Source organism: Xanthobacter sp. NM-25, assembly GCF_022138605.1.
GTDB lineage: Bacteria > Pseudomonadota > Alphaproteobacteria > Rhizobiales > Xanthobacteraceae > Xanthobacter.
Window position 1 is genome coordinate 728,109 of the sequence record NZ_JACBFS010000001.1, and the last position, 25,748, is coordinate 753,856.

Consider the following 25,748-nt stretch of genomic DNA (forward strand, 5'->3'; position numbering starts at 1 on the left):
ATGGTGGGGGCTTTTTTTGCGTCACGCCGGCGGGGCGAAGCGGAGGCCGACGCCGATGCGGTTCCAGGCGTTGATGGTGGCGATGGAAACCGTGAGATAGGTGGCCTCCGCCTCGCTGAACACCACCCGCAGCGCCGCCCAGGCGGCTTCGGAGGCGGCGCCTTCACCCAGCTCCGTCAGCGCCTCGGCCCAGGCCAGGGCCGCGCTCTCGCGCTCCGAATAGAGGCCGGCATCACGCCAGGCGGCGACGAGATCGAGCTTCTGCCCGCTCACTCCCACCTTGCGGGCGAGACCCACATGGAACTTGAGGCAGAAGGCGCAGCCGTTGATCTGCGACACCCGCACCTTGACCAGCTCGGTCAGACCCTTCTCCAGGCCGGAGGCATCCACCCCCTTGGTGAGGGCGGCGAGGCCCGCATAAATGTCGGGCGCGCTGTCGATGAAGCTCTTGTAATCGGGACGGGGCAGACTTTCGCTCATGGCGAGACCCTTTCGATGGCGCCGCTCAGCTCTTGAGCCGATAGCCGGTGCGGAACATCCAGCTGACAATGAACAGGCAGGCGGCGAGGAACAGCAGCGTCATGCCGAAGCTGATGCCCACTCCCACATCCGACAGGCCGAAGAAGCTCCAGCGGAAGCCGGAGACCAGATAGACCACCGGGTTGAACAGGGTGATGGTGCGCCACAGCGGCGGCAGCATATCCAGGGAATAGAAGGTGCCGCCCAAGAAGGTCAGGGGTGTCACCACCAGCATGGGAATGAGCTGCAGCCGCTCGAAGCCATCGGCCCAGATGCCGATGATGAAGCCGAACAGCGAGAAGGTCACTGCGGTGAGCACCAGGAACGCCAGCATCCAGAACGGATGGCGGATCTCCATGGGCACGAACAGCGCGGCGGTGCCAAGGATGATGAGCCCCACCACCACCGATTTGGTTGCCGACGCCCCCACATAGCCGCACACGATCTCGAACGGCGACACCGGCGCCGACAGGATCTCGTAGATGGTGCCCGAGAAGCGCGGGAAATAGATCGCGAACGAGGCGTTGGAGATGGATTGGGTGAGCAGGGTCAACATCATGAGACCCGGCACGATGAAGGCCCCATAGGGCACATGCTCCACCTGGGTCATGCGGCTGCCGATGGCGGAGCCGAACACCACGAAATAGAGCGAGGTGGAAATCACCGGCGAGACCACGCTCTGCAGCACAGTGCGCAGGGTGCGGGCCATCTCGAACCGGTAGATGGCGCTGATGGCTTGAAGATTCACGACGCGGGCCTCACCAGGCTGACGAAGATGTCCTCCAGCGAGCTCTGCTCGGTGCGCAGATCGTTGAAGGCGATGCCCTGGGCGGACAGGTCCGCCAGCAGCGCGGCAATGGGCGCCTCGCCCGGCCGGTCGGCGCTGCCATAGCTGTAGGTCAGCATCTGCCCGTCGCCGGACAGGACGAGGCCATAGGGCGCCAGCAGTTCGGGCACCTCGGCGAGGGGCGCGGCCAGCTCGATGAGAAGCTGCTTTTGCCCCAGCTTGCGCATGAGGGTGGCCTTCTCCTCCACCAGGATGATCTCACCCCGGTTGATCACCCCCACCCGGTCGGCCATCTCCTCGGCCTCCTCGATATAATGGGTGGTGAGGATGATGGTGACGCCTTGCTCTTTCAGCCGACGCACCAGCCGCCACATGTCGCGGCGCAGTTCCACGTCGACGCCGGCGCTGGGCTCGTCCAGGAACAGCACCTCGGGCTCGTGGGCCAAAGCCTTGGCGATGAGCACACGCCGCTTCATGCCGCCCGAGAGCGTCATGATGCGGGCATCCTTCTTTTCCCACAAAGACAGGCTGCGCAGCACGGTCTCGATATAAGCGGGGTTCGCCTTGCGGCCGAACAGGCCACGGGAGAAGCTCACGGTGGCCCAGACGGTCTCGAAGGAATCCGTCGACAGCTCCTGCGGCACCAGGCCGATGCGGGCGCGGGCGGCGCGATAGTCGACGACGATGTCGTGGCCGGCCACCTGGACGGTGCCCGATGTCGCCTTCACCAGGCCGCAGATGGTGGAGATGAGGGTGGTCTTGCCGGCGCCATTGGGGCCGAGCAATGCGAAGATCTCCCCCGGCACGATGTCGAGGGTGATGTCTTTCAGGGCGCTGTGGCCGGTGGCGTAGGTCTTGGAGAGATGGCGGACGCTGACGATGCCGGGAGCCGGCGGATCAGCTGTGCGCGGAGCGGAGGGGGCAGCGATCATGGTCCGCGGTTAGACCACGGACCGTCGACGGCGGGAAGCCCCGCCGGCGATGGGATGCCGGCGCACGGAGCCGTTCAGGATCCCTGCGCCGCAGCCTCAGGCCCCCGCGCGCGCCTCCTGCATGGCGGACAGGCGCCAGGGGCCACCCGCCTCGCGCACGAAGGTCCAGACCTCGGTGCCTTCACCCGGCCGGTCACGATCACCCGAGATGAAGCGACCGGTGGCGCGATCCACCATCACGTCGCGGCTCTCGAAGCGCATGGCGACGGTAGCGTATTCCAGGGACCCCTCGCGCCACGATTCGGCAAGGTCGCCCTGCAGCAGCTTCACGTCGGAGACTTCGTTGCGCACGCCGCGGGCAGCGTTGTCACGCCATTCCTCGGCCATGGCCTCGAACACCTCCGGGGTGGTCACCGCCTTGAGCGCCGCGGCGTCTTCCCGGCCGAAAGCGGTCTCGACTTCCTGGAGCAGCCGTTCGAAAGTGTCGAGATCCGCCGGCGTGATGCCCAGCACGTCCACCGGCCCGCGCGCGGCGGCGGCCGCAGGCTGGGCTGTGCCGGTCCCGCCCCCCAATCCGCTCCCCATTCCGCGCCCCATGGCCCCCCCGAGGGAGCCCCCCAGGGCACCGCCCAAGGCGCCACCGAGCGGGCCACCGTTGCCCGATGCCGGGCCGGTGGCGGAGCGGCCATAGGCCGTCGCGCCGGCGGGAGCCGGCTGCGGGCGGCGGAAGAAGCGCAGCACCAGCATCACCACCAGCGCCAGCAGCGCGCCCTGCAGCAGCAGGCCGAGGAAGCCGGCAAGGCCACCCAGGCCGTGCCCCATGAGCATGCCGATGAGGCCGCCGATGAGCAGGCCGCGCATGAGGCTGCCGCCGAGGCCGCTGCCGAACATGGAAGGCCGCGCCGCCTGCGGCCGCATGGCGGATGCATTGGGCGTGGACGAGGCCGCCGGCTGGGGCGTGGTGGAGCGCTGGATGGGCGCGGCGGGCGTCGGCGCCGTCTGGGTCGTGGGGGTGCCTGATAGGTGCGCGAGCCGCGGCTGCCCACCGACATGCCCCGTCGCGCCTCGGCGCTGTCCACCACCATAACGCCCAACGCGGCGACGATGCCGAGCATCGCCAGAACCGGCCTCATGCCCACGGATAACCCTCCATCCCAAATGACGTTGCTACCGTGATACCAAAAGCCGGCACCACCTTTCCGCAACGGAATATGACGCATATGGGGAGCCGCGTCAGCGATTGCGAGGGGGCTTTCGGCATTTGATGTCAATTGGCCGCGGCTGCTACTGTGCCGTGACCTTCCAGAATGAACCGCACATGGCCCCGCCCCGGGGACCTTGGATGGGACCTTGCATGGGACCTCGCATGCCCACCCCCGTTCCGCTCCCGCCGCGCCGCACGCTGCTGAAAGCGCTGCTCGCCGCCCCGTTCACGCCCTTCATGGCCCCGGTGCTGGCGACGCCTGCCGGCGCCCAGCCATCCATCGGCCCGCGCGCGGCGTCTGCCCTGGGCGTGCTGGTGCGCAACCAGAGCACGGCGCCGAGCTGCGCGGGGCCGGAGAACCTGGTTCTCACCTTCGTTTCGGAAGCGGTGCGCCGGCTGCATGTGGAGGCGCGCCACCCCGCCTTCACCACGGCTCTGGCCTCCGACGCGGACGTGCCGTCCTATCTCGGCTGTCCCACCGATCCCGCCGCCCCGATGCCCCCGGTGGCACAGGGGGCGGATGGACAGGTGCTGCTGGAAACCGCCGAGCTGCGGGTGAGCGGCCACGGGGCGCCGGATTTCTGGCGGCCGGCGACGGTTCCCGTGCGGGTGGGAGACAAGAGGTTCGAGGGCTTCGGCCGGGTGGAGCTCGCCGTCAAGCGCGACGGCGCGGTGGTGCCGGTGCTGGACCTGTTTCCCGGTGACGGCTCCTGGCGCCTGCGTCCCCTGCCGCCGCCCCACCTCGGCCACACCGCCTTTGGCGCGGCGGTGCTGATCGGCCCGGTGGCGCAGGAACGGCAGGTTCTGGTGAAGCTGGCATCGGTGGCCATCGCACCGGACGGACGCGGCTTCACCCTGCGCTTCGCGGACGGCGGCAGCGCGCAAGTGACCCTGGCGGGCGCCGACCGGCAGCGTCTGGCCCTCGACGCCACCTTCGCGCAGCCGGTGACAGCGCCGTTCGCGGCCCTCAGGGCCCATTATGTGATGCAGGGGGAAGCGGACATCACGCGGCTGGCCTGGCGCACGGGCACATCGGCCCCGCTCGGCGAGGCGCCGGTGATGAGCTTCACCGACACGCCGGATGTCACTTTATTGTGGGCGGGCCGCCTGACGCCCACCCGTCCGGCGCCCACGGCGCCGGATCTCGTCTTCTCCGGCTTCGCCGGGGGCTGAGCGGCGGATCACTCCTCCGGCTCTTCCTCGCCCTTCTTGGAACCACCGAGCTTGGCGAACACCGTCTCGAGATCGAGGGATTCGCGGCCACGGCCGCGGGCCGGCTCTTCGGCCTCCTCGCCGGTGGTGACATCGGCCGGCAGCAGGGTGGCGCCGCGATCGTCCTGCACCATGTCGGCGGGCCGATCCTTGGCCGCGCGCTGCACCTCGAGGTCAAGGTCGATCTGGCTGCACAGGCCCAGCGTCACCGGATCCATCGGGGTGAGCTGCGCCGCATTCCAGTGGGTGCGCTCCTTGATGGACTGGATGGTGGACTTGGTGGTGCCCACCAGGCGGATGACCTGGGCATCCTTCAATTCGGGGTGGTTGCGCAGCAGCCACAGGATGGCGTTGGGCCGGTCCTGACGGCGCGACACGGGGGTATAGCGCGGGCCGCGGCGCTTCTTCTGCTCCGGCAGGCGCACCTTGGATTCCTGCAGCTTCAGGCGGCGGTTGGGATCCTTCTCGGCGAGGGTGATCTCGTCACGGGTCAGCTGGCCGGAAGAAATGGGGTCGAGCCCCTTGATGCCCTGCGCCACCTCGCCATCGGCAATGCCCTTCACCTCCAGCGGGTGCAGCTTGCAGAAATCGCCGATCTGCTCGAACGAGAGTGCCGTATTGTCCACCAGCCAAACGGCGGTGGCCTTGGGCATCAAAGGAGTATTCGTCGACATGGCGGCCTCGGGGGCTGGGGTTCGTGTTCTGAAATTCGTCGGTTCGGCCCGTTTTCCTCATTGCGGCACAGCCAACGCCACAGCAAGGGCAGAGCGCCCGATACCGAAGGACATGTGCGGGTTCGCTGGCGCCCCCGTTCCCGAGGGCGGACCGCGAAGCACATCGCAATGTCCGGAATAGACGTAGCATAGTCGCCTCGACTGCGACTTGCAAATACCCAGGCTTGGAAAAGCCGCCGTGCGTGAGGTGGCCGGAGGCCAAAACGCGGACGTCATCGACGATGGCCCGCGCACAGGCGCGGGCCATCCTGCTTGCAAGGAGCCTCAGAAGCGCAGGGAAAACGTCCCCTTGAAGGCATTGTCGACCGCCGGGCCGGCCAATTGGCCAAGGTAGGTGAGATCGAGCCGCGCAACCGGACTGAAGCGCACGCCAAGCCCCGCTTCCACCAACGCGGCATCCTCGGCGATGGGCGCGCCCTCGGTGGCGAACGGCAGGGAGCCGGCGGCAAAAGCCATGGTCGCGGTCGGGTTCACATCCCCGAAGGCATGTCGCCAACCGAGCCCAACCAAGGCGCGATAGGTCGCCTCGCCGAACACCACCTCCGTCGACGTCCGCAGGCCCAGCGTGGTGAACGTCACATCCGTATCCACTGACCCACCCTTGAGCGCGGCTCCGCCGAAACTTTCGACGAAATCGCCCCCAGACAGGTTCACATAAGCAAGAGCCGCGAACGGTTCAAAGGCGAAAGCACCGACAACCACATCATAGCCCACATCGGCGAACAGCTGCGCGGTGCCCAGGTCGCTGGTGGAATGCAGGCTTTCCATAAGTCCGGAGATGGCCACCGAGCGCGAGGTGGAGACATCGTTCCAGGTATAGGCACCACCCAGCCGCAAGGCGAGGTCGCCGAAGCGTGCGGCCGCATAAAGCGCCGCCGTGATGTTGTCGCTGCTCGCGGACGAAGCCCGATCATCCACATCGATGGAGGTGTTGGAATAGCCCCCGGCCACGCCCACCAGCCAATGGCTGCCGAGCTGGGCATCGACACCGGTCAGGAAGCCGCCAGTGCTCTGCGAGACGGTCGCCGCGTTGCCATTGGCCCAGCCCCGCCCGAAATTGCCATAGCCCTGGCCCCAGAAGGTATACGCCGGCGCAGGTGCCGCCACCGCATCGGTGATGGCCGCAGTGGCGGCGCCAGTCCCCCCCGGCTCTGCATAGGAAGCCACAAGCTGCCCGCGAGAGAGCGCCGCAGCGGCGCCCGCACCCACAGTCGATGCGTTGCGCATCCGGTCCACCAGCGTGTCACGCACATCCGAGCTTCGCTCGATCAGCACGCCGCGCGTGGAGGCATAGACCTCGCCGGAAAGAGCGTTGAAGGCCGCATTCGCGGACGAAGCGTCGCTCTGGTCGACCACGGCCGTCCACGCGGAATTGTCGGGGCCCAGACGGTCAAGGGCCGCGGCGACGGCCGCAGTATTGGCGCTGCGCGCCACATCCGCGAAAGCGACGTCGTTGCGGTCGAGGCTCAGATATGCGGCATCCGCGTCATAGGAGAGCTTCGTGTCGAGGAACAGCAGGGACTGGTCCCAAGCGGCGCCATCAAAAGTCCCGATCCTGCCGCCATCGGTGGCGACGATGGCGTAGCGCTTGCCGATCTCGAAATCGCTGCGCGCGCCAAAAACGTGGACCACGCCAGCCAGCTCCGCCGTCCCCGAGACGGTCACCGCATCGGCAACACCGCCGACCACCTCGATCTCGGTGGTGACCCCCGACGCCAGCTTCAGGTTGCCATCGATGGCGAGTGTTCCGACGGCGCCATTGCCAGGCGCGAGGATGCCTCCGGCATGCACGCTCACCGGCGCCGAGATGGTGCCAGAACCCATCAGTACGCCCTTGTCGTGCACGTCCAGGGCAGCGGTCGCAAGGGTGCCGGAAACGATGAGGCCCGCGGTGGCCCCTGCCCCGCCAACACGGCTTGCTCCCGTGAGGACATTCCCGCCGGTGAGCCCCAGCAGACCGCCATCCACGCTGACCCCGCCGAAGCTGTTGGCACCCACCAGGAACAGGGTCCCGCTGCCGGCCTTGGTGAGGCGCCCGGCGCCGGAGATGTCGTTCAGCCAACTGTCGACCGCGTTGAAGCCCCCAAGGCTGGCATCCATGGTCACCGTGGTGTCGTTACGGAAAGCGCCATAGCCACCGCTGGCCGCGAACAGATTGAGCCGCGCCCAGCCGGAGCCATCGTCGAGCGCGCTGCCGGAAGCGATCTCGGTGGTGGCCAAGACCTCACGCCTCTGCTCGGCGGAAAGATAGGGGAAGCGCGTGACCAGCAGGATCTCCGCGCCCACCGGCACCACCGGCGCCAGATCCGTGGGGCCGGTGGGCGCCAGCCCGTAGGTCAGCCGATATTCGTAATCCGCCTTGTTCTTGGCATAGTTGGAGAAACGGTTGGGCGCCTGATTGGCGACACAGGTTGCGATATCGGTGCCGCAGCCGTCCGCCAGCACGGAGCGGAATTGTGAGGTGGCCGCCTCAAACAGCGACCAGAAGTCTGAGGTCACGGTGATGACCTGGCCGCCACCGAGATTGATGGACTGCCCGGCATAATCGGGGTTGTTGTTGAGCAGTTGCACGAGATCATGAGTGGCGGTGATGCGACCACCGATCACGTCAAGCGCATAGTGGGCGCCCAGCACGATCCGGCTGTCGCCGAACTCGGAACCGCGCGTCACCATCTCCTGGTACATTTCCGGAACCATCATCGCGAACAGCAGCGATGTGGTGTAGCCATAGGCCGTATGTCCGCTGGGAAACGCGGCGCTGGCATAGAGATCGGCGTTGAGTTCCGCGCTGGAAGTGCCCGGACCGACGGTATCGGCCATGGTGCCACCCACCACGGGCGCCACGAACGCGGGCGCGGAGAACACATCAATGGCGTCCGGCGCCACCTGATAAGGACGCGAATTGCCAGACAGGTTGGTCTGCTGCGGCGGCGCCAGCGGGCCATAGGCCGTGTCATAGACATTGTATTGGCCATCCGCCGGCAGCGACACGCCGTTCGCCGGCGTGAAATGGGGATAGCCGTCCACCGTACCGCTACCGAAGAAGTTCTTCGCGGCGTTCGCATCGAGAACCGAAACCAGATTGGCCTGGGTGAGCACCCCCATCAGGGCACTGCTGCTGTTGGAGGTGGTTCGCGGATCACCGGCGAAAATGGAATTGAAATAAACGCTCTGCAGCTTGGTTCCCAGGCCGTCGGCCAAGGTTGTGCCGCGATAAAGATCGATGGTGTAGTCGTGGACGGCTTGCGCACGACGGGCTGTATCGGCCTCATTGTTCACGGCGATGGAGGTGGCCAGATTCTGCGCCAGCACGCTGCGCCCGGCCTCAGTCGAAAGCAGCTGACTGAACGGCATCAGTACATTGACGACATCAATGTTGCTGGCCGTCTGCGCGTGTGCCGGCAGCGATAAACACGCGGTCGTGCACAGGAGTGCCGCCGCAGCCTTGGTGTGAATGGTCATGATCCAGCCCTGATCTGCAGCAGCCGACACCCGATTGGCGCGTCGCATCCGTCTGCACGGTCCCTATGGCGTGGAAGCGTGACAGTTTTTTAATACCTCCAAACGGTGGACAACCGATGCGCCTGCAGGGCGCTGGCTTAAAATGACCGCATCGCCGTGGCGGCATGCCGTCCGAGCACGGAGAAGAACCGCTTATGGCGCATGGCTTTGAAAGCACAGCGGCACGGCGATAGCAGTGCGCCTGCCGGCGACATCTGCGGCGACACATGCCGCAAGGCGATCGTTTTGCTTCCGGGTTGTTGCAGAAGCGCGACACACCTTGCGGACCATGCCCGCCCGCCGCACCCTTGACATGCCGCAGCCAGCGCCCCCTTCTGCGAGAATGTCTCGACTGGACTTCCCGACCATGGATGGCACCATTCCGCTTGCGGCCCACCCCCATCAAAAGCCGCCGCTTCGCATTCTCCTGTGCGCGCCGCGCGGTTTCTGCGCCGGCGTGGTGCGGGCCATCGATGCCGTGGAGCAGGCCCTCGCCCGCTATGGGGCGCCGGTTTATGTGCGGCACGAGATCGTGCACAATAAATTCGTGGTGGATGCCCTGCGCGCCAAGGGCGCCGTCTTCGTCGAGGAGCTGGACGAAGTGCCCGATACCGGCGCGCCGGTCATCTTCTCCGCCCACGGGGTGCCGAAATCCGTTCCGGAAGAGGCGTCCGGCCGCCGGCTGTTCGCCATTGACGCCACCTGCCCCCTGGTCACCAAGGTGCATCGCGAGGCCCTGCTGCATCACAAGAAGGGCCGTCATATCCTGCTCATCGGCCATCGCGGCCATCCGGAAGTGGTGGGCACCATGGGCCAATTGCCCGACGGCGCCATCACGCTGGTGGAGACGGTGGACGACGCCGCGCGCATCACGCCCCCCACCGGCGGCCAGCTCGCTTATGTGACGCAGACCACCTTGTCGGTGGACGACACGGCGCAGATCGTCGCGGCCCTGCGTGCCCGCTTCCCCGACCTCGCCGAGCCGCACAAGGAAGACATCTGCTATGCCACCACCAACCGCCAGGAGGCGGTGAAGAAGGTGGCGCCGCAGGTGGATGCGCTGATCGTGGTGGGTGCACCCAATTCCTCCAATTCCCAGCGCCTGCGCGAAGCGGCCGAGCGGGCCGGCTGCGCCAAGGCGCTGCTGCTGCAGCGCGCCGCCGACATCGACTGGGACAGCCTCGGCGCGATCTCCACCCTCGGCCTCACCGCCGGCGCCTCGGCGCCCGAGGTTCTGGTGGAGGAGATCGTCGATGCCTTCTCCACCCGCTACCAGGTGAGCGTGGAGACGGTGCTCTCCACCGAGGAGGATGTGTTCTTCCCCCTGCCCCGGGCCCTGCGCCCGGACGCCGCGGAGTAGATCGTGGCCGTTTATACCGACGTTTCCCCCGCCGCTCTGGCGGACTTCATCGCCACCTATGACGTGGGCACCCTCACCTCCTTCCACGGCATCGCCGAGGGGGTGGAGAATTCCAACTTCCTGGTGCAGACCACCAGCGGCACCTACATCCTCACCCTTTATGAAAAGCGGGTGGAGCGCGCCGATCTGCCGTTCTTCATCGGCCTCATGCAGCATCTGGCGGCCCGCGGCCTCTCCTGCCCGCAGCCAGTGGCGCGGCGCGACGGCACCATGCTGAGCGAGCTTGCCGGCCGGCCGGCGGCCATGGTCACCTTCCTGCCCGGGGTCTCGGTGCGCCGCCCCACCGCCCACCATTGCGCCGAGCTCGGCCATGGCCTCGCCCAGTTGCATCTGGCCGGCGCCGACTTCGCCATGCGCCGGGCCAATGCGCTCTCCGTCTCCGGCTGGCGCCCCCTGTTCGAGGCCGCCCACGGCGCTGCGGACACCGTCGCGCCCGGGCTGGGCGCCGCCATCAGCTCGGAATTGGCGCAGCTGGAGGCCGATTGGCCGCGCAATCTGCCCACCGGCGTCATCCACGCCGACCTGTTCCCGGACAACGCCTTCTTCCTCGATGAGAGCCTGTCCGGCATCATCGATTTCTATTTCGCCTGCACCGATGCCTTGGCTTATGACGTGGCCATCTGCCTCAACGCCTGGTGCTTCGAGGCGGATGGCTCCTACAACATCACCAAGGGCCGGGCGCTGCTTGCCGGCTATGAGCGGCTGCGGCCGCTGACGGCGGCGGAGACCGCGGCCCTGCCCCGGCTCGCCCGCGGCGCCGCTCTGCGCTTCCTGCTGACCCGGCTGGTGGACTGGCTGAACGTGCCGGAAGGCGCTTTGGTGCGGCCGAAGGACCCGCTGGAATATCTGCGCAAGCTGCGCTTCCACCAAGCGGTGGACAGCGCCACCGCCTATGGACTCGCGGCATGAAGAAAACGGTCGAGATCTTCACCGACGGGGCTTGTTCCGGCAATCCCGGCCCCGGCGGCTGGGGCGCGCTGCTGCGCTTCGGCGCCCATGAGAGGCCGCTCAATGGCGGCGAGCAGCTCACCACAAACAACCGCATGGAGATGACCGCCGCCATCAGCGCCCTAGAGGCGCTGAAGGAATCCTGCGCCGTGGAACTGCACACCGACAGCCAGTATTTGAAGGACGGCATCACCAAATGGGTGCACGGCTGGAAGCGCAACGGTTGGCGCACCGCCGACAAGAAGCCGGTGAAGAACCAGGATCTGTGGGAGCGGCTGGACGCGGCGCTGAAGCGCCACGAAGTGCAGTGGCACTGGGTGAAGGGCCACGCCGGCCACCCGGAGAACGAACGCGCCGACGAGCTGGCCCGCGAGGGCATGGCCCCCTACAAGCTGAAGGGTCGCATCGGCGGCTGAGGAAGTCCTCCCGGCCATGGCCGGGAGGGATCACGCAGCGCCGGACCCGAAGGCGCACCCCGCACAACGTTGACGGCGCCGTTCTCACGGCGCCGCTTGCACGTTCTGCTTCACAGTTTGCTTCGCTTGTTGCTCCACCTGCGGGGCCCCTTGCGGGTCACTTGCGGGTCACTTGCCGCGCTTGAAGCTGTTCCACGTCTTGGTGACCACGCGCTGCACCTTCGGATCATTCGTGGTCACGATGAACAGCCGCGAGAACACGTCCTTGTCCGGATAGATGGCCGGATTGTCGAGGATCTCTTTGCTGATGTACTTCTGGGATTCCAGATTGCCATTGGCATAGGAGATATAATCGGTGTTCTTCGCCGCCACCTCCGGACGCATCATGTAGTTGATGAAGGTGAGTGCCTCATCCACATGCTTGGCATCCTTGGGGATGGCGAAATTGTCGAACCACATCAGGGCGCCCTGCTGGGGAATGACATAAGCGATGTTGACCGGATCCGTCTTGGTCTTCTCCGCGGCCTCGACGGCGCGGGTCTTGGCCTGGAACACGTCACCGGACCACCCCACCGCCAGACAGATGTCGCCACGGGCCAGAGCATTGATATAGCCCGAGGAATCGAACTTGCGGATATACGGGCGGATCTTCATCAGCATCTCGCCGGCCTTCTGGATATCCTCCGGATTCTTGGAATCGGGATCGAGACCCAGATACTTCATGGCCGAGGGGATGACCTCTTCCGGCCCGTCCAGCATGTAAACGCCGCAATCCTTGAGCTTGGAGAGGATTTCCGGCTTGAACACGATGTCCCATGTATTCATGGGAATATCGCCGAGCCGTTCCTTCACCTTGTCCACATTGTAGCCGATGCCGGTGGTGCCCCACATGTAGTTCACGGCATGGGCATTGCCCGGATCATAGGCGGCGAGCCGCTTCTCGATCTCCGGCCAGACATATTTCAGGTTCGGGATCTTCGCCTTGTCGAGGGGCATGAAGATGCCGGCCTTGATCTGGCGCTGCAGGAAGGAGTTGGAGGGCACCACCACGTCATAGCCGGTTTTGCCGGCGAGCAGCTTGGTCTCCAGCACCTCGTTGCTGTCGAAGACGTCGTAGCGGACCTTGATGCCCGTCTCCTTGGTGAAGTCCTCGAGCACGGTCGGGTCGATATAGTCCGACCAGTTGAAGACGTTCAGCACCTTGTCCTGGGCGAACGCCGGCCCGGTCAGGCCGGCGGTGGCGGCGAGCGCAACCCCCAGTCCCAGCCCCAGGACAGCCGCAGTAACAGCGCGACGCATCCGCTCTTCTCCTCTGAGAAACGGCGAGATTTTCCACCTCGCCCGCGACCTGAGGCTATTGCGTTGCGACGCAACCCTCAACCGGAAACGTCAAAGGTAGGTTTCATACTCCAGTGGAAGAATGACACGGGTAAAGGCCGCCAGTTCTTCCCGTTTCATCACCCCATAGACGCGCCGGTATTCCTCTCCGAACGCCTGGGCGATGAAGGGAGACGAAGAAAAGCGCGCCACCGCGTCGGCCATGGAGGGGCTGAGCTTGGGCGCATCCCGGTCATAGGCATTTCCGGACAAGGCCGGCGGCGGCTCGATCTTCGCCTCCAACCCTTCCAGCATGCCGGCGAGAATGGCCGCGAGCACCAAATGGGGGTGGGCCTCCGCCCCGGCGATGCGATGCTCCAGCCGCCGCGCCGCCGGCGGGCCATTGGGCACCCGCACCGCCACCGAGCGGTTGTCATAGCCCCAGGTCACCGAAACCGGCGCATAGCTGCCGGGCACCAGGCGGCGGTAGCCGTTGTAGCTGGGCACGAACATCAAGGTGGCGTCGGCCATGGTGGCGAGCAGGCCACCGGCGGCATGGCGCAGCGCCGCATCGCCCCCATCCGGGCGGGCGAACAGGTTGCCGCCCCCCTGCTCCAGCAGGCTCACGTGCACATGCATGCCGTTGCCGGCGAAATCCGCCAGCGGCTTGGCCATGAAGGTGGCGCGCAGGCCATTGCGGCGGGCCACACCCTCGATGAGCCGGCGCAGCAGCAGCGCTTCATCCGCCGCCTTCAGGGGATCGGCCCGGTGGTAGAGATTGACCTCGAACTGGCCGGGCGCCGCCTCCGAAATCACCGTATCGGCGGGCAGCCCCTGGGCCGCGCAGGCCTCGCGCACCTCGTGCAGCACCGGCGCGAAGGCGTCGAGGTCCGACATGGAATACATGTTCTGCCGCGGCTGGCCGGTGGCGCGGAACACCGGCTCCGGCGCCGTTCCCGGCTCGCCCGGCTTCAGGAGATAGAATTCGAGCTCGAAAGCGACGCACGGCGTCAGCCCGAGGGCCGTGAAGCGGTCGACGATCTTGGTGAGCTGCTGGCGCGGATCGAGCCGCCAGGGGCGCCCGCGCGGCGAGCCATCGGGCTCGAACATGGTGATCAGCACCTGGGCGGTGGGGCGCGAGGCCCAGGGCACCGGCGTCAGCGTGCCCGGCACCGGCCAGCACAGGCCGTCCTTGTCGCCGGTCTCCAGGTGGATCTCGGTGGCCTCCACCTCGCAGCCCCACACATCGAGGCCGAAGATGGAGAGGGGAATGGCGACGCCGTCGGTCCAGACCTTGGCCAGCGAGGTCCCCGGCAGCCATTTGCCTCGAAAGACGCCGGAGGTGTCCGGCAGCAGGACCTCCACCACATCGGGGGAGCCGAAGGTGCTGAGATAGGCCGCAACCTCGTCGGTGGCGGCCCCTTGAGCCGCGGCGTCGAGAGGCTGGCCGGGCGGGGATGCCGGCATGATGCTCCAGTCAGAACGTTGAGCGCGGCATCCATCCAAGCGCGAAGCCGCGCAACCTTCAAGCGCGACGATCAGCGGGGGCGTGGCCGCGGCACCGGATGGCCCGCGGCCGCATGGTCAGCCGCGCTCCACGGCGAACCCGGCGGCGCGCCAGCCCAGGATGCCGCCCTTCATATGTTCCTCATAGGCAAGGCCGGCCCGCTGCGCGGCGGCCGCCGCCTGCATGGAGCGCTGGCCCGAGCGACAGGAGAACACCAGGCGCTTGCCCTGTGCATCGGGCAGGGCCGCGAGATCGAAGCGGCTGAGCGGCAGGTTATAGGCGCCGGGAATGCGCTCCGCGGCCACCTCATTGGGCTCGCGCACGTCCACCAGGACGATGCTGCCGTTGTCCATGCCGGCCTTCACGTCGGCCGGCTCCAGATTGACGATGGTCCCACCGAAGGGGTTCTTCTCGCTCATGAATGCGACGTCCTCGAAAGAAGGCGCAAACCCTGCACCAGACCCTTGTTGCAACGCAAGCAAATTGCAGCGTCCCTAAGGGAGCGCGCGCAACACGATCACGCCGCTTTTTGCCGCCACTCACGGGGATGGAAGTGGCGGATGGCGGCCGTGGCCGGGTGGGCACCTCAACCGGAGCGGAACGATCCGCTCATCTGGCGTTCATCTTGGGCTTGCTAAACCCGCTGCCACGTCGGGCTTCGGTCGCCACGGCAGCCGGAGCTGAAAGGGAAACAACATGTGGATCCGTAGCGGAATTCTCGCTGCCGCTCTGCTCAGCCTGGCCCCCGCCGCGCAGGCGCAGAACAACACCGCCGCCGGCGCGCTGATCGGCGGCGCCACGGGCGCCATCATCGGCGGCGCGGTCACCGGCCGGGCCGGCGGCGCGGCGGCCGGCGCGGTCATCGGCGGCGCCACCGGCGCCATCATCGGCTCCCAGGCCGATCGCCAGCAGCCCCGCTATCTGTGGGGACGCGACGGGCGCTGCTACCTGCAGCAGCCCAATGGCGACCTGATCCGGGTCTCCCGCGCCAACTGCGGCTGAGGGGCACCCACACAGATTCGAACTGTTGATCGGTTCCGTTCCCCCGCACGGTTCCGATCAATGGGAAGGCGCCGGCGCAAGCCGGCGCCTTTTCCCTTTGCCCCGGCCGCACCCCTGCGGGCGCAAAGCGTTGGCAGAGACGCAGCAAAGCTGCTCAGATGGGACATCTTGGTCTGCCCGATTCCCGCTGATGCCGCCGCACTCCTCTCCTCTGCCCGCTCTCGACACCCTCACCTCCGGCGCCAAGCGGCCGGTGGCGCAGGCCCTAGCCGCCATCGAGACCGCCCGCGGCACCGCCGCGCTAGTGGCCCTGCTCGATGCGGCCGCCCGCGCCGGCAAGGCCCAGGTGCTGGGGCTGACCGGCCCGCCCGGCGTCGGCAAGTCCACCCTCACCAATGCGCTGGTGCAGCGCGCCCGCCAGCAGGGGCGGACCGTGGCGGTGCTGGCCGTCGACCCGTCCTCGCGGCGCACCAAGGGCGCGCTGCTGGGCGATCGCGCCCGCATCCAGACCGATCCCGAGGATCGCGGCGTGTTCGTGCGCTCCATGGCCGCGCGCGACCGGCTCGGCGGCCTCTCCGACGACGCCATCGCCGCCGTGGTGCTGCTGCGGGCGGTCTACGACCTGGTGATCGTGGAGACGGTGGGGGTCGGCCAGTCGGAAGCCGACATCTCACTGGTCGCCGATACGGTGGTGCTGTGCATCCAGCCGGCATCTGGCGACAGCCTGCAGTTCATGAAGGCGGGCGTCATGGAGCTGCCCGACATCATCGTCGTCACCAAGGCCGACATGGTGGAGGTGTCGCGGCGCGCCGCCTCCGAGGTGGCCGGCGCCCTCTCCCTGTCCGGCGACGGCGGCGACAGCTGGCAGGTGCCGGTGATCCGCCTATCGGCCACTACTGGCGAGGGGCTCGATGCCTTCGAGGCGGCGGTGGGCAGCCACCAGCACCATCTGGCCGAAGGGGGGCGCCGCGACCATTTGCGCGCCACCCAGGAGCGCAAATGGGTGGAGGAGGCCATCAAGGTGCGATTCGGCACCCACGGCCTCGGCCGCGCCCGCGCCATGGGCACCGTCGCCACGACCCCGTTCGCCCGCGAGGCGGAATTGGCGGCCCGGTTAACCTCCACGCAAGGGTAAACGGACAATGCTCTTGCCTGTCGCCGGCACGACACAGCCGGCTGGTGGCGCGTCAGCGGACAGGCAGAGGGCAGAGCTATGGCATCATCGAACAGCTTGCGGCACCCGCTGCCGCTTCTGGTCGCCGCCGTCGCCATCTGCACGGCGCCGGCGCGGCTGAGCGCCGGCGAGATGGACCGGCTCGACGCCCCCGGCGCCGCGCTGATCTCGGCGCCGCTGACGGTTCCCCTGCGCACCCTGAAGGTCGCGACCCTCGATCTGCCCCGGCCCCTGGGCGCCATGCCCGAGGGCCCGCCGGTGGCCCGCGCCGCGCTGGAGAGCGAGGCGCCCACCGCCGCGCCGATCGTCGTCGCGGCCCTGCCCCCAGCGTCGCCGGCCGCGGCCGACCGCGCCTTCCAATATCCCCCGCCGCTGGTGCTGGGCGGCCCGAGCCTCGCGGCCGCCGCGGCGCCCGCCGCCAGCGCACCGCTGCATCCCTATCTGGAGGTCGCCCTCGACGCGCTGCTGGAGCTGCCGGTGATCCAGGACGAGGCGGAACCGGTCACCGCCGGTGATTTCGGCCCCGATTTCGATGGCCAGGAAGCTGCCGCCCTCACCCTGCCGGATGCCCCCGAACAGGTACCGGAGGAGGCGCCGGACGAGCTGCCGCCCGACAATGCCCTGGCCGGTGTCTCCGCCACCGAGGTCGCCCATCCCCCGGTCATCGGCCACGACAGCCTCACGGTGTTCGGCAGCGATCCCAAGCTGTTTCCGCCCCTGGCGTTCCAGTATCACGCGCTGGCCGATCAGGGCTTCGTGCCGGCGCCGTTGCAGCCACCGGCCGAAGCCCCGGCGCTGACCACCGCCGGCAACGCCGAGCAGAGTCCCGAGCGCGACGGCATCTGGCCCTCGCCGGCGCAGCGCCTGGGTCTGGAAGGCCCGCCCCTCGCCCGCGCCCAGAAATGCCTGGCCGAGGCCATCTATTTTGAGAGCCGCGGCGAGCCCAAGCGCGGCCAGATCGCCGTGGCGCAGGTGGTGGTGAACCGGGTGTTCTCCGGCTACTACCCGGCGGACGTGTGCGGCACGGTCTACCAGAACGCCCACCGGCATCTGGCCTGCCAGTTCACCTTCGCCTGCGACAATGTGAAGGACGTCATCCGCGAGCCCGACATGTGGGTGCAGGCCAAGGAGATCGCCGCCGACATGCTGGACGGCAAGCTCTGGCTCGACAGTGTCGGCCGCGCCACCCATTACCATGCCTATTGGGTGCATCCGCGCTGGGTGCGGGAGATGCGCAAGCTCGACCGCATCGGCGTGCACACCTTCTACCGGCCGCGCCGCTGGCAGGGCTGAGAGCGCATCGGGCGGGGGAGCCATGACCGCGAACAGCTACCTCGCCCGCCCCCACGCCGTGTTCCGGCCGAGCTATGTGGCAGCCCTGCGCGAAGGCTTCGTGTGGGCCACGCGCACGGCGCCGGACGCCGACGCCATCGCCTTCATCGACAGCCATTTCGACGACTACCTGCGCCAGCTGGACGAAGACGGCCAAACGCCCCAGGGCGGCGCGCCCCGCCTGTCCGGCGTGCCGGCCAATACCTTCTGGCTGGTGGAGGACGGTGATTTCATCGGCGCCGTCAACATCCGTGCCCGCATCGACACGCCGGCGCTCGCCCATTTCGGCGGCCATGTGGGCTATGCGGTGCGCCCCTCCCGCCAGGGGCGTGGCCATGGGCGGCGGGCGCTGGCGCTGGCGCTGGACATCTGCCGCGGCATGGGGCTGGGCGTGGTGCGGCTGAGCTGCGCCACCGACAACGTGGCCTCGCGGCGGGTGATCGAGGCCAATGGCGGGCTGCTGCTGCGGGCCGGCGCGCCGGCCTGGTACAGCCCCGCCCCCTTCCTGCTGTACGAAATCGTGCTGCTGTAGCCGCGGCGTCCCGCCGAAGCGGAACGCCGCAGGGTCAACGGTTTGGCCCGCTCAGCAGTTGGTCTGGGCTTCCACCACCGCCACCGCCGTCATGTTGACGATGCCACGGGCGGTGATGGAGGGGCTCAGGATGTGGGCAGGCTTGGCGGTGCCCATCAGGATGGGCCCCACCGGCAGGCTGTCGCCCAGCACCTTCAGCATGTTGTAGGCGATGTTCGCCGCATCGAGGTCGGGCATCACCAGCACGTTGGCGACGCCGCTGAGCCCCGAATGGGGCAGCGCGCGCCGGCGGATGTCTTCCACCAGGGCGTTGTCCGCCTGCATCTCACCATCCACCTCCAGGTCCGGTGCCCGCTCGCGGACGATGGACAGGGCCGAGCGCACGCGCCGGGCCGAGATGGTCTCATGGCTGCCGAAGTTGGAGTGGGACAGAAGCGCCACCCGCGGCTCCAGGCCGAAGCGGCGCACATGCGCCGCCGCCAGAATGGTCATCTCGGCGAGATCGGGCGCGGTCGGCTCGGTCTGGATCTGGGTGTCGCAGATGAACAGGTTGCCCTTGGGGGTGATGAGCAGCGACATGGCCGCCAGCTCCTTCACCCCATCGGCACGGCCGATGATGTCGCGGACGTGGCGCAGATGGCGGCTGAAGCGGCCCTCGATGCCGCACAGCATGGCGTCGGCCTCGCCGCGATGCACCGCCAGCGCGGCGATGACCGTGGAATTGGTGCGCACCAGGGTGCGGGCCACATCGGGGGTCACGCCGCGACGGCCGGCCACCTCGATGTAATCGCGCACATAATCGCGATAGCGCGGATCGTCCTCGGGATTGACCAGCTCGAAGTCGACGCCGGGCCGGATGGACAGACCAAAGCGCTTGATGCGGGTTTCCACCACCGAGGGGCGGGCCACCACCACCGGAATGGCGATGCCCTCCTCCACCACCGCCTGCACGGCGCGCAGCGTGCGCTCGTCCTCGCCCTCGGCATAAATGACGCGCTTCTTGTCCTGCTTCGCGCGGGCGAACAGCGGGCGCATGATGAAGCCGGAGCGGAACACGAAATCATCCAGCTGGACGAGGTAATGCTCGAAATCGGCGATGGGCCGGGTGGCGATACCGGTCTCCATGGCCGCCTTCGCCACCGCCGGCGCGATGCGCAGGATGAGGCGCGGATCAAACGGCGAGGGGATCAGCGAATCGGCGCCAAAGGCGCGGGTCTCACCGCCATAGGCCCGGGCCACCACGTCCGAGGGGGTCTCGCGCGCCAGCGCGGCGATGGCCTCCACCGCAGCCATCTTCATCTCGTCATTGATGTCGGTGGCGCCTACATCCAGCGCCCCGCGGAAGATGTAGGGGAAGCACAGGACGTTATTGACCTGGTTGGGGAAATCCGACCGGCCGGTGCAGATCATGGCATCGGGCCGCGCCTCGCGGGCGAGCTCCGGCATGATCTCGGGGGTAGGGTTGGCGAGGGCCATGATGAGCGGATGATCCGCCATCTTCTTCACCATCTCCGGCTTCAGCACGCCGCCGGCGGACAGGCCGAGGAAGATGTGCGCGCCCTCGATCACCTCTTCCAGGGTGCGCTTGTCGGTCTTCTGGGCGAACTTTTCCTTGTAGGGATCCATGAGGGTGTTGCGGCCCTCATAGACCAGCCCCTCAATGTCGCAGACCCAGATGTTCTCCGGCTTGGCGCCGAGCTTCACCAGCAGGTTCAGCGAGGCGAGCGCGGCGGCGCCGGCGCCGGAAGCGACGATCTTCAGATCCCCGATCTTGCGCTTGCCCACTTCCATGGCGTTGCGCACGGCGGCGGCGACGATGATGGCGGTGCCATGCTGGTCGTCATGGAACACCGGGATCTTCATGCGCTCGCGCAGCTGGCGCTCCACCTCGAAGCACTCGGGCGCCTTGATGTCCTCAAGGTTGATGCCGCCGAAGGTGGGTTCCAGCGCGCTGATGACATCCACCATGCGCTCGACGGTCGAGGCGTCGATCTCAATGTCGAACACGTCGATGCCGGAGAACTTCTTGAACAGGACCGCCTTGCCCTCCATCACCGGCTTGCCGGCGAGAGGACCGATGGCGCCCAGGCCCAGCACCGCGGTGCCGTTGGAGACCACGCCCACCAGATTGGCGCGGATGGTGAGCTCGGCCGCCTGCAGGGGATCGGCGGCGATCGCCTCGCAGGCCGCCGCCACGCCGGGCGAATAGGCCAGCGCGAGATCCCGCTGGTTGCCGAGGGGCTTGGTGGCCTGGATCTCCAGCTTCCCGGGTTTCGGCAGACGATGGTAGACGAGTGCTCCGGAACGCAGATCCTCGGAAATATTCGACGCCATACCCTCCCCCAACCTTTTTCCGTTCGTGCCCGCTCCGAGACCCAATGCCACGCGCGGGCGCGGTTGACGCTCCATCCCGCCGGCAATATCGCCGAAGGACATGGGCTCGCGCTAATGGGAAATCGCGGCCGAAACGTAGCGGGGCGATTCTCTTATGTCACGGCCAACTACAAAATATGAGTTATGTTGCGCGCGCATGATCGCCCTGCAACCCACAGATGTCCGCGGCGAGGCCCTCTCCCGATGAAGAAAATCGTTGTCGTCAGCGTGCTTGCGCTGCTCCTTGTGGGCATCGGCGGCTATTTCGGCATGTCCTATTGGGCGCGCCACCAGGTGGATGCGCAGATCGAGCAGGCGCTGGCCAGCATCCGCGCCACCGGCGCCCGCGCGGCGGTGGGCAAGACCGAGGTCTCGGTGGGCGAGCGCAGCCTCGTGCTCACCGACCTTTCCTTCGTCAGCGCCGATGGAAACGTGACCCTCACCGTGGGGAAGATCGCCGCCCGTGACGCCGCCCCGCCGCGGGGCGAGCGAATCACCGCGGGCAGCGTGGCGGTGGACGACCTCAAGGTCAGCCTCAAGGGCACCGCCGCCGGCGCCGTGGCCCACCAGGTGCCCCACCTCGCCATCACCGGCTATTCCGGGCCGCTGCTGCCGGCGGTGCGCGGCGACGGCACCGACCTCATGAACGTGCTCATGGCGCAGCTCGCCGGCATGAGCGCCGAAACGATAGCCGCACCGCGTACCGTCACCCGCATCAGCCCGCCCGCCGATGCGGTGGATGAGGCGCCGCGGGAAATCACCGCCGAGACCCTCAGCCTCACCGGGGTGGATGAAGGGCGGGTGGCCAAGCTCGCCATCGCCCGCCTCGCCGCCGCGCCGCTGCCGGACGCGGCGGCCGTGCGCGAGGGCCAGGGCAGTGGCCTCCACGCGCAGGTCAGCGACATCGCCGTCACCGGCATCGACCTCAAGCCGCTGCTCCAGGGCGCGGCCGCCGGCACCGGCTTCGTCCAGGTGCTGCAGGAGGCCACCACCGGCCAGATGGTGGTGGAGGAAGAGGACGGCCGCACCGAGCTCGCCGGCGTGCGCTTCACCGGCCTCGCCATCGCGCCGGAGGCTTTCACCCCGGCCCGCATCGCCGCCCTCAACGCCATCAATGATGCCGCGGACGACGCCGTCGCCAGCGACCAGCAGATCACCGATGCGCTCGCCGTCATCTCGGCGGTGCGCTTCACCCGCTTCGAGGCGCGCGAGCTGCGCAGCACCGAGCCCAGCGGCAACGGCCATGTGGCGGTGCTGACCCTCGAGGGGCTCGACGCCGGCGTGCTGGCCCAGCTCGCCCTGGAGGGCGTGGACGGCGATGAGGACGGCCGCAGCGCCCGGGTTGGCCGCATCGCCCTCACCGGTCTCGATCTCGGCCGCGCCTTCCGCTTCGCCCATAGCGCCGAGGACCTGACCCCCGATGCCGCGCTCGGTGCCTTCCGCCTGCTCTCCGGCGTTACGGTGAACAATGTGGAGGTGCCCACCGGTGGCGAGGGCGCCCCCAGCGCGCCCATCCGCATCGGCACCTTCGCCCTGTCGTGGGGGGATCTGGCCGGCGACCTGCCCACCCGCATCCGGCTCGATTTCACCGATGTCTCCGGCCCCATCGGCGCCGATGATGGCGAACCCTTCACCACCCTGGCCGCCGCCGGCCTCACCCGCGCCACGGTCTCGCTGGCGTTCGGCGCCGCCTATGACGCCGCCGCCTCCAGCGTGCGCGTGGCGCCGATGGAGATGGAGGTGAAGGACGCCTTCCGCCTGAAACTGGACACCACCCTCACCCAGCTGCCGGCCGCCGCCCTCGCCAGCGAAGAGGCGATGACCGAGGCGCTGCCGGGCGTGAACCTCGGCCCCACCACGCTCACAATCACCGACCTCGGCCTCGCCCGGCTGGTGATGCAGCGCATGGCGGAGGCGGAGGGCGTGAGCGTCGATGAGTATCGCGCCGCGTTGGTGCAGCTCCTGCAGCAGCTCGCCGGCGACCTGGCGAAGACCAATCCCGAGGCGGCGGACGTGGGGGCGGCGCTCGCCGCCTTCATCGAAAATCCCCACACCCTGACGCTCACCGCCACCCCCAAGGGGCCGGTGCCGCTGCTGGCGCTGATGAATTCCGACGATCCGGAAGTGCCGCTGCAGCTGTTCACCTTCTCCGTCACCAACACGCCCTGAGCGCCACGGCCGCCGCGCCCACGCGCGGCGGCCCGCTTCTCTGCGCAGAGCTGTCAGGGACGGGCTGCGCGGCTCAGCCGCCGGCCTTCTCCAGGGCCGCCAGATCGATGGCGGACAGGAAGGCGCGCTTGTCCGCATCCGGGGCGGACCCCTCAATGGTGATGAAGGTGCCCCCGCTCATGAGCTGCACCGCCCCTTCGCGGGTGGCCACGGCGACCCGGCCCTGGTGGCGGAACACCTTGCCCATGGCCCCCAGCATCTGCGCGTTGGCGAACATGGCGCCCATCTGGGAGATGAAAGGCGACTGGGCGATGATCTGCACCGTGACGGTATCGTCGCCCTTGCGATACTCGCGCTTGGCGATCAGCCCGCCACCGAACATGGCCGCCGCTGCGGCATCGGTCTCCGTCTCGCCCGCGGTCCAGCCGGCTGGCGCCGGCGGCAGGAACTTGGCGAGGCCCTCGGCATTGCGCTGCGCGAGCAGCTGGGAAGCGATATCCAGCGCCTGCTTGGCGCCGGTCAGATCGCCGGCGCCATAGGCCTTCTGGGCATCGGCGATGGCATCGGAAATATCATCGGCGCGCGCCAGCCCCGGCAGGAGCAACGATGCGGCGACGATGGAGGTGATGAGGGTGCGGTTCAACGGGGATGTCTCCGGAAAGAGGCACGGCGCCGGTCCCACTGCGGAGGTACGGCGGCAATTGCCCGTCGCGCCCGGCTGTCTTCCCGCCCCGCACGGGAACCGCAGCGCACAGAATCAATTGCGCGGGCAGATTGCCGCAACGGCAATGCCCGCGCAACTTGTCGTCCCATCGACCGGCGCAATCTCCGGACCCTGACGGCCCGGCGCACCTCACTTCTGCGGCGGCACCGGGCGGATGTGGAGCTCGCGCAGCTGCTTGGGGGTCGCCTCGTTGGGGGCGCCCATGAGCAGGTCCAGGGCCTGCTGGTTCATGGGGAAGATGGAGATCTCGCGCAGGTTCTCGGTGCCGCACAGGAGCATGACGATGCGGTCCACGCCCGCCGCCATGCCGCCATGGGGCGGCGCGCCATACTGGAAGGCGCGATACATGCCGCCGAAGCGCTCGATCACCGTCGCCTCGTCATAGCCGGCCAATTCGAACGCCTTCACCATGGCTTCCGGCTTGTGATTGCGGATGCCACCGGAGGCGATCTCATAGCCGTTGCAGGCGATGTCGTACTGGAACGCCTTGATGGTGAGCGGATCCTGCGTCTGCAACGCCTCCAGCCCGCCCTGGGGCATGGAGAAGGGATTGTGGGAGAAGTCCACCTTCTTCTCGTCCTCGTCCCACTCATAGAAGGGGAAGTCGACGATCCAGGCCAGTTCGAAGCGCTCGGTATCGATGAGGTTCAGGTCCTCGCCCACCTTGGTGCGGGCGGCGCCGGCGAACTTCACGAACTTCGAGGGGTCACCTGCCACGAAGAAAGCGGCATCGTCCGCCTGAAGCCCCAGTTGCTGGCGGATGGCCTCGGTGCGCTCGGGGCCGATGTTCTTGGCCAGCGGGCCGGCGCCCTCATTCCCCTCGCGCCACATGATGTAGCCGAGGCCGGGCTGGCCCTCGCCCTGGGCCCAGGCATTCATGCGGTCGCAGAAGGCGCGCGAGCCGCCCTTGGGGGCGGGAATGGCCCACACCTCGTTCTTCTCCACCTCCAGGAGGCGGGCGAACACCTTGAAGCCGGAACCCCGGAAATGCTCGGACACCTCCTGCATTTCCAGCGGGTTACGCAGGTCCGGCTTGTCGGTGCCATATTTGCGCATGGACACGGCATAGGGAATGCGCGGCCAGTTCTGGGTGACCGGCTTGCCGTTCGCAAACTGTTCGAACACGCCGCGAATGACCGGCTCCACCGCCGCGAAGATGTCCTCCTGCTCGACGAAGCTCATCTCCAGGTCGAGCTGGTAGAACTCGCCCGGCAGGCGATCGGCGCGGGGATCCTCGTCGCGGAAGCAGGGGGCGATCTGGAAGTAGCGGTCGAAGCCGCTCATCATGATCAGCTGCTTATACTGCTGCGGCGCCTGGGGCAGCGCATAGAACTTGCCGGGATGCAGGCGGGACGGCACCAGGAAGTCGCGCGCGCCCTCGGGGGAGGAGGCGGTGAGGATGGGGGTCTGGAACTCGAAGAAGCCCTGGCCCTTCATGCGGGCGCGCATGGCGTCGATGATGGCGCCACGGGTCATGATGTTCTGGTGCAGCTTCTCCCGGCGCAGGTCCAGGAAGCGGTACTTGAGGCGGGTTTCCTCGGGATATTCCACATCACCGAACACCGGCATGGGCAGCTCGGCGGCGGCGCCCAGCACCTCCAGCTCGGCGGCGTAGACCTCCACGGCACCGGTGGCGAGGTCGGGGTTCTGCGTGCCCTCGGGGCGCAGGCGCACCTTGCCGTCGATGCGGATCACCCATTCCGAGCGCGCCTTCTCGGCGTCCTTGAAGGCGGCGCTGTCGGGGTCCACCACCACCTGGGTGAGGCCGTAATGGTCGCGCAGGTCGATGAACAGCACGCCGCCGTGGTCGCGGATGCGGTGGCACCAGCCGGAGAGCCGAACGTGCTCGCCGACCTCGGCGGTGGTGAGCGCGCCGCAGGTATGGGAGCGATAGCGGTGCATCGAGATTGCCCTTTCAAGGCTCAAATGGGTGGTCCGCGAAGGC

The 25,748-nt window shown here is 67.9% G+C and carries 20 protein-coding genes and 1 pseudogene; 9 read left to right on the forward strand and 12 right to left on the reverse strand.

Going from position 1 to position 25,748, the window contains the following annotated elements:
• Nucleotides 1-21: 21 nt before the first annotated feature.
• The 4 genes and pseudogenes from MEU52_RS03295 to MEU52_RS03310 all read right to left on the reverse strand — a co-directional run bounded on the left by MEU52_RS03295 (nt 22) and on the right by MEU52_RS03310 (nt 3,371).
• Entirely contained in the window at nt 22-480 is a 459-nt protein-coding gene (locus MEU52_RS03295) for a carboxymuconolactone decarboxylase family protein (RefSeq protein ID WP_238120159.1), read from the reverse strand.
• A gap of 25 nt (nt 481-505) precedes the next feature.
• Nucleotides 506-1,267 (reverse strand): ABC transporter permease, encoded by a 762-nt coding sequence (locus MEU52_RS03300; RefSeq protein ID WP_238120158.1) that lies wholly within the window; start codon nt 1,265-1,267, stop codon nt 506-508.
• Nucleotides 1,264-2,238 (reverse strand): ABC transporter ATP-binding protein, encoded by a 975-nt coding sequence (locus tag MEU52_RS03305; protein ID WP_238120157.1) that lies wholly within the window; start codon nt 2,236-2,238, stop codon nt 1,264-1,266. Before MEU52_RS03305 ends, MEU52_RS03300 begins: the two co-directional genes overlap by 4 nt.
• 96 nt (nt 2,239-2,334) lie before the next feature.
• Nucleotides 2,335-3,371, reverse strand: a pseudogene (locus MEU52_RS03310) (TIM44-like domain-containing protein).
• A 233-nt stretch (nt 3,372-3,604) separates the two neighbouring features.
• On the opposite strand from MEU52_RS03310, the gene MEU52_RS03315 reads away from it, so the two are divergent.
• Entirely contained in the window at nt 3,605-4,615 is a 1,011-nt protein-coding gene (locus tag MEU52_RS03315) for a hypothetical protein (RefSeq protein ID WP_238120156.1), read from the forward strand.
• 8 nt (nt 4,616-4,623) lie between these two features.
• On the opposite strand, the gene MEU52_RS03320 is transcribed toward MEU52_RS03315, so the two are convergent.
• Nucleotides 4,624-5,328 carry a DUF1013 domain-containing protein gene (locus MEU52_RS03320; RefSeq protein ID WP_238120155.1) on the reverse strand — a complete coding sequence of 235 codons (705 nt, stop codon included), beginning with the start codon at nt 5,326-5,328 and terminating at the stop codon, nt 4,624-4,626.
• A gap of 324 nt (nt 5,329-5,652) precedes the next feature.
• Nucleotides 5,653-8,850, reverse strand: coding sequence for an autotransporter family protein (locus MEU52_RS03325; RefSeq protein ID WP_238120154.1), 3,198 nt, complete (start codon nt 8,848-8,850; stop codon nt 5,653-5,655).
• A 406-nt stretch (nt 8,851-9,256) separates the two neighbouring features.
• On the opposite strand from MEU52_RS03325, the gene ispH reads away from it, so the two are divergent.
• From ispH to rnhA, 3 genes are read left to right on the forward strand one after another with little or no spacing between them, the layout of a single operon-like run.
• The gene (gene ispH / locus MEU52_RS03330) at nt 9,257-10,249 is read left to right on the forward strand and encodes a 4-hydroxy-3-methylbut-2-enyl diphosphate reductase (protein WP_238120153.1); all 993 of its coding nucleotides are present in this window, start codon (nt 9,257-9,259) and stop codon (nt 10,247-10,249) included.
• Between the two features lie 3 nt (nt 10,250-10,252).
• The gene (gene thrB, locus MEU52_RS03335; protein ID WP_238120152.1) at nt 10,253-11,218 is read left to right on the forward strand and encodes a homoserine kinase; all 966 of its coding nucleotides are present in this window, start codon (nt 10,253-10,255) and stop codon (nt 11,216-11,218) included.
• Complete coding sequence (rnhA, locus tag MEU52_RS03340; RefSeq protein ID WP_238120151.1) at nt 11,215-11,673, forward strand: ribonuclease HI; 459 nt, start codon at nt 11,215-11,217, stop codon at nt 11,671-11,673. The genes thrB and rnhA overlap by 4 nt, the downstream gene beginning before the upstream one ends.
• Before the next feature lie 168 nt (nt 11,674-11,841).
• Here the strand turns inward: rnhA and MEU52_RS03345 are convergent, their stop codons facing one another.
• From MEU52_RS03345 to MEU52_RS03355, 3 genes are all read right to left on the reverse strand, one after another.
• Entirely contained in the window at nt 11,842-12,972 is a 1,131-nt protein-coding gene (locus tag MEU52_RS03345) for a polyamine ABC transporter substrate-binding protein (RefSeq protein WP_238120150.1), read from the reverse strand.
• Nucleotides 12,973-13,062: 90 nt separating this feature from the next.
• Nucleotides 13,063-14,457: a glutamine synthetase family protein gene (locus MEU52_RS03350; RefSeq protein ID WP_238120149.1), complete on the reverse strand. Its 1,395-nt coding sequence runs from the start codon at nt 14,455-14,457 to the stop codon at nt 13,063-13,065.
• Nucleotides 14,458-14,574: 117 nt separating this feature from the next.
• The gene (locus tag MEU52_RS03355) at nt 14,575-14,916 is read right to left on the reverse strand and encodes a rhodanese-like domain-containing protein (protein ID WP_238120148.1); all 342 of its coding nucleotides are present in this window, start codon (nt 14,914-14,916) and stop codon (nt 14,575-14,577) included.
• 277 nt (nt 14,917-15,193) lie between these two features.
• Here MEU52_RS03355 and MEU52_RS03360 point away from each other — a divergent pair, with 277 nt between their 5' ends.
• The 4 genes from MEU52_RS03360 to MEU52_RS03375 all read left to right on the forward strand — a co-directional run bounded on the left by MEU52_RS03360 (nt 15,194) and on the right by MEU52_RS03375 (nt 18,537).
• Nucleotides 15,194-15,499, forward strand: a complete 306-nt coding sequence (locus MEU52_RS03360; protein WP_238120147.1) for a glycine zipper domain-containing protein — start codon at nt 15,194-15,196, stop codon at nt 15,497-15,499.
• Nucleotides 15,500-15,689: 190 nt separating this feature from the next.
• Nucleotides 15,690-16,634, forward strand: coding sequence for a methylmalonyl Co-A mutase-associated GTPase MeaB (meaB, locus tag MEU52_RS03365; RefSeq protein ID WP_238120146.1), 945 nt, complete (start codon nt 15,690-15,692; stop codon nt 16,632-16,634).
• A 78-nt stretch (nt 16,635-16,712) separates the two neighbouring features.
• Nucleotides 16,713-17,966 carry a cell wall hydrolase gene (locus MEU52_RS03370; protein WP_238120145.1) on the forward strand — a complete coding sequence of 418 codons (1,254 nt, stop codon included), beginning with the start codon at nt 16,713-16,715 and terminating at the stop codon, nt 17,964-17,966.
• A gap of 22 nt (nt 17,967-17,988) precedes the next feature.
• Complete coding sequence (locus MEU52_RS03375; RefSeq protein ID WP_238120144.1) at nt 17,989-18,537, forward strand: GNAT family N-acetyltransferase; 549 nt, start codon at nt 17,989-17,991, stop codon at nt 18,535-18,537.
• 51 nt (nt 18,538-18,588) lie between these two features.
• Here the strand turns inward: MEU52_RS03375 and MEU52_RS03380 are convergent, their stop codons facing one another.
• Nucleotides 18,589-20,871, reverse strand: coding sequence for an NADP-dependent malic enzyme (locus MEU52_RS03380; RefSeq protein ID WP_238120143.1), 2,283 nt, complete (start codon nt 20,869-20,871; stop codon nt 18,589-18,591).
• Nucleotides 20,872-21,114: 243 nt separating this feature from the next.
• Between MEU52_RS03380 and MEU52_RS03385 the strand changes: the two genes are divergently transcribed.
• Complete coding sequence (locus tag MEU52_RS03385; RefSeq protein WP_238120142.1) at nt 21,115-23,079, forward strand: hypothetical protein; 1,965 nt, start codon at nt 21,115-21,117, stop codon at nt 23,077-23,079.
• Between the two features lie 73 nt (nt 23,080-23,152).
• Here MEU52_RS03385 and MEU52_RS03390 read toward each other — a convergent pair whose 3' ends face one another.
• A complete protein-coding gene (locus MEU52_RS03390; RefSeq protein ID WP_238120141.1) occupies nt 23,153-23,722 on the reverse strand; it encodes a hypothetical protein in 570 nt (189 codons plus the stop codon).
• A 210-nt stretch (nt 23,723-23,932) separates the two neighbouring features.
• Complete coding sequence (aspS, locus tag MEU52_RS03395) at nt 23,933-25,705, reverse strand: aspartate--tRNA ligase (protein ID WP_238120140.1); 1,773 nt, start codon at nt 25,703-25,705, stop codon at nt 23,933-23,935.
• Between the last annotated feature and the right edge of the window lie 43 nt (nt 25,706-25,748).